General features: G+C 42.1%; 1 protein-coding gene. It reads left to right on the top strand.

The genetic code is table 11. From position 1 onward, the window contains the following. On the top strand, nucleotides 1-252 hold a 252-nt coding region (locus ACRHNM_RS17480; protein WP_431137920.1), incomplete at both ends, for a hypothetical protein.

Raw genomic sequence — 252 nt, 5'->3', positions numbered from 1 at the left:
AAACTCTTGGGATGCGGCTGGTAAGCCTATTACTTGGGATATGATTCACTATGATGTGCAATTAATAGGTGGTATTGCAATGCACCAAGGAAAAATTGCAGAGATGCAAACTGGTGAAGGTAAAACCTTAGTAGCAACACTTCCTGTATACTTAAATGCCCTAGCTGGTAAAGGTGTTCACCTTGTTACGGTAAACGATTACCTGGCAAAACGTGATAGCGCTTGGATGGCACCAATTTTTGAGTTCCATGG

Origin of the sequence: Psychroserpens mesophilus (assembly GCF_050617655.1) — a bacterium.
In the GTDB taxonomy this organism is placed as follows: domain Bacteria; phylum Bacteroidota; class Bacteroidia; order Flavobacteriales; family Flavobacteriaceae; genus Psychroserpens; species Psychroserpens mesophilus_A.
Note: the sequence above shows the minus strand (reverse complement) of the source record. Positions and strands in the feature narration are given on the sequence as shown.